Source organism: Promicromonospora kroppenstedtii DSM 19349 (assembly GCF_000515355.1).
GTDB lineage: Bacteria > Actinomycetota > Actinomycetes > Actinomycetales > Cellulomonadaceae > Promicromonospora > Promicromonospora kroppenstedtii.
Map to the genome: position 1 here is coordinate 68,125 of NZ_KI911760.1, position 3,625 is coordinate 71,749.

3 protein-coding genes are annotated in these 3,625 nt (G+C 70.2%); all 3 read right to left on the bottom strand.

What is annotated here, in order from left to right:
* Nucleotides 1–670, bottom strand: a 670-nt coding sequence (locus tag PROKR_RS27580) for a GNAT family N-acetyltransferase (protein ID WP_036970285.1), incomplete at its 3' end; no start/stop codon positions are given.
* Between the two features lie 48 nt (nt 671–718).
* A complete protein-coding gene (locus tag PROKR_RS27585) occupies nt 719–2,560 on the bottom strand; it encodes a BCCT family transporter (protein ID WP_036970287.1) in 1,842 nt (613 codons plus the stop codon).
* 165 nt (nt 2,561–2,725) lie between these two features.
* A partial coding sequence (locus PROKR_RS27590; protein WP_342665919.1) for a carbohydrate ABC transporter permease occupies nt 2,726–3,625 on the bottom strand: 900 nt, incomplete at its 5' end.

Consider the following 3,625-nt stretch of genomic DNA (forward strand, 5'->3'; position numbering starts at 1 on the left):
CCGCGCGCGCGCGGGCCGCCGTCAGCGCCCGGTAGATGCCCCGGCCGCGCCACTCGGCACGGGTGCTGCCGCCCCAGATCCCGGCGAAGTCGGTGCCCGGCACGGGCTCCAGCCGGCCCGCGGTCACGATCTGACCGTCGGCCTCCGCGACCCACAGCTCCATGCTCGGGTCGATCGCCTGCCGGCGCAGGATCGCGTTCGCCGTGCTGTCCGAGACCGGGCTGCCGAACACCTCGTCCTGCATGGCGCACATGGCGCGCACGTCCGGCTCCTCGGTCACGCGGCGCAGGGTGACGCCGTCGGGCAGCGGGACGTCGACCGCGAGGGCCTGGGCCTCGCCGATCATGATCGACTCCGGTTCCTCGGGCTCGAACCCGTGTGCCAGCAGGGCCTCGTGCAGCCCGGGTGCGTGGTCGTGGCCGCGGGTCTTCCACTCGACCTTCGTGATGCCGCCGTCGGCCCGGAAGTGGGCCACGGCGTCGTCGACCAGCTCGCGCACGCGCGCCTCGTCGGCGCCGCCGAGGTCGCGGTAGGTGACGAAGCCCCGCCCGCCCAGGAAGGTCACGAGCCGCAGGGGCCCCAGCGGCGTGACGGAGACGGCGCTGGGCGTCTCGGCGTCGGTGCGGAGCTGTTCGTCGTACGCCTTCAGCAGGCGCGAGAGATCGGTCATGGGCTGATGCTCCGTTGCCGGGCCGAGGCCCGGCAACGGATTTTCACCTCAGTCCTTGGCGATGACGCCGCCGTCGGCGACCACCGGGACGCCGTTCTCCGGGGTGGCCGGGGTGTCGTCGGCATCCTCCGTGGCGGACGACGCCGAGGTGGAGAGCTCGAACGGTTCGCCGTCGTGCTTCTCGACGCCGGTGTCGACCGTCTCGGCCAGCACCTGCACCGCCAGCTCCCGTTTGAGGACCAGCGGGTCGCTCGAGAGGTCCTTCCACAACGCCACGCAGAGCACGAGCATCACCACGACGAACGGCAGCGCGGAGACGATGGTGATGTTCTTCAGGCCGTTCAGGGCTGCGGCTGGATCGTCGCCGCCGGCCAGCAGCATCGCGGCGGCCACGGCACCGGTGCTCACGCCCCAGAAGATCACCGACTTCCTGGTGGGCTCCTCGGCACCGTTCTCGGAGAGCCCGCCCATGATGATCGAGGCGGAGTCGGCGCCGGTGACGAAGAAGATGGCCACCAGCACGACCGCGAGGATCATCAGCGCGACCCCCACCCAGCCGGGCACCGGCAGGGCGCCGAGCGTCTGGAAGAAGATGAGGTCGAAGTTGATGTCGGCCCCGCCCTCCCCGATGGCGGCGAGGGCCTTGCCCGCGTCCTGCGCCTGCTCGGCGCGCTCCTGGAGGCCGATGGCGCCGCCGCCGAAGATCGCGAACCAGATGGTCGACACGATCGAGGGCACCAGCAGCACGCCGGTGACGAACTGGCGCACGGTGCGGCCGCGCGAGATACGGGCGATGAACGGGCCGACGAACGGCGTCCAGGACACCCACCAGGCCCAGTAGAAGATGGTCCAGGAGCCCATCCAGTCCGCGAGCGACTGGTCGCCGGACGCGGCGGTCCGCGAGGCCATCTCGGGCAGGTCCCCGACGAACGCGCCGAGCGAGGCGGGCAGCACGTTGAGGATGAACAGCGTGGGTCCGCCGATGAAGACGATGATCGCGAGCAGCAGCGCGAGCCACATGTTGGCGTTGGACAGCCACTGGATGCCGCGCTCGATGCCGGACACGGCCGAGACGACGAACAGGCAGGTCAGGATCGCGATGATCATGACGAGCGTGGCCGTTCCGACGGACTCCATGATGCCCGAGTGCTGGATGCCGCCGCCGATCTGCAGGGCGCCGAGGCCCAGGGAGCAGGCGGAGCCGAACAGGGTGGCGAGGATCGCGAGGATGTTGATGACCCGGCCGCCCGCGCCGTTGACCGCCTTGCGGCCGAACAGCGACGTGAACATCGAGCTGAACAGCTGCGCGCGGCCCAGGCGGTAGGTGCCGTAGGCCATGCCGAGACCCACGATGGCGTACATGGCCCAGGGGTAGAGGGTCCAGTGGAAGAGGGTCTGCCCCATCGCCGTGGCCGCGGCGGCGGGCGTGGAGCCGTCGACGGTGCCGGGCGGGGGCGCCATGTAGAAGTAGAGGGGCTCGCCGACGCCGTAGAACATGAGGCCGATGCCCATGCCGGTCGCGAACATCATCGCGATCCACGACGGGGTCGAGAACTGCGGCTTCTCACCGTCCTGACCCAGCGGGATCTTGCCGAACCTGCCCATCGCGACCACGATGACGAAGACGGTGAAGATCGTGGCGGCCGTGACGAACAGCCAGCCGAAGTTCTTCAGGACGCCGTTGAGCGCGCTGTCCGCCACCGTGCCGAGGCTGTCGGGGCTGGCGAAGCCCCAGACGATGAACGCGAGCGCGATAAGACCTGCGACGCCGAAGACGATCCGGTCGGTGCCGACGCGCTGGTCCTGCGGGCCGAGCGCGGCCCGCTCGACTCGCCGGGCGGCGCGCTGGACGCGTCCCAGCAGGGTCTTGGTGGATTCTGAGGTACTCATCACAACGGCCCTCCGCTCCGCCCGGGTCTGCCGGGTGGTCACACAGGGAAGGCCAGGACTCCTTACATGTGAAGCGATCGATACAGAACGCTTCACGTTAGCACCACACCTGCTTTTCACCCCGGCGAGCGGACGGCGGCACGCCAGCCGGCGTGCCGCCGTCGGTCAGCCCTTGAGACCGCTGTGCGCGAGGCCCTGGACGAACTGCTTCTGCGCCAGGAGGAAGACGGCCAGGACGGGCAGCACGGTGAGCGTCGTCGCTGCTAGCTGGACGTTCCACATGGGACCGCCGTACGCGTCGACGTACTGCGTCAGGGCCTGCGGGAGCGTGAAGTTCTCCTTGCTGGAGAGGTACACGATGGGCTCGAGGTAGAGGTTCCAGGACTTGAGGAACGTGAAGATCGCCACGGCGCCCAGCGCGGACCGGGACAGCGGGAGCGCGATGCGCCAGAAGACGCCCCAGCGGCCCAGCCCGTCGATCCGGCCCGCCTCCTCCAGCTCCGTGGGCAGCCCCAGGAAGAACTGGCGCGTGATGAACACGGCCAGCACGGCGGGCGCCCCGAGCACGGGGATGACGATGAGCGGCCAGTGGGTGTTGATGAGCCCGAGGCTGTTGACGATGCGGAACAGCGGGACGATCGTCACCTCGGACGGGACCAGCAGGCCCACGAGCACCAGCACGAACAGGGCGTTGGCACCGGGGAAGCGGATCCGCGCGAACGCGTAGCCCGCCATCGCCGCCACGAGCATGGTGCCGACGGTGACCAGCACCGCGATGTACAGGGAGTTCCAGTACTGCTGCGCGAACGGCTGGAGCGTGAACACCCGGCCGTAGGCCTCCAGGGACGGTTCCTGCGGCCAGATGGTCGGCACCCGGCGCAGGATCTCGCTCATCGGCTTGAGGCTGGACGTCGCCATCCACCAGGTGGGGAAGACGAACGGCACGCTCAGGACGGCCAGCAGCAGCACGAGCAGCCACCGGCTCAGGCCGCGGCGGGCTCTGACGCCCAGGGGCGGGCGTCGTGCCGGGGCGGGCGCCGCGTCCCGGGTGTCGCCCGGCGGCAC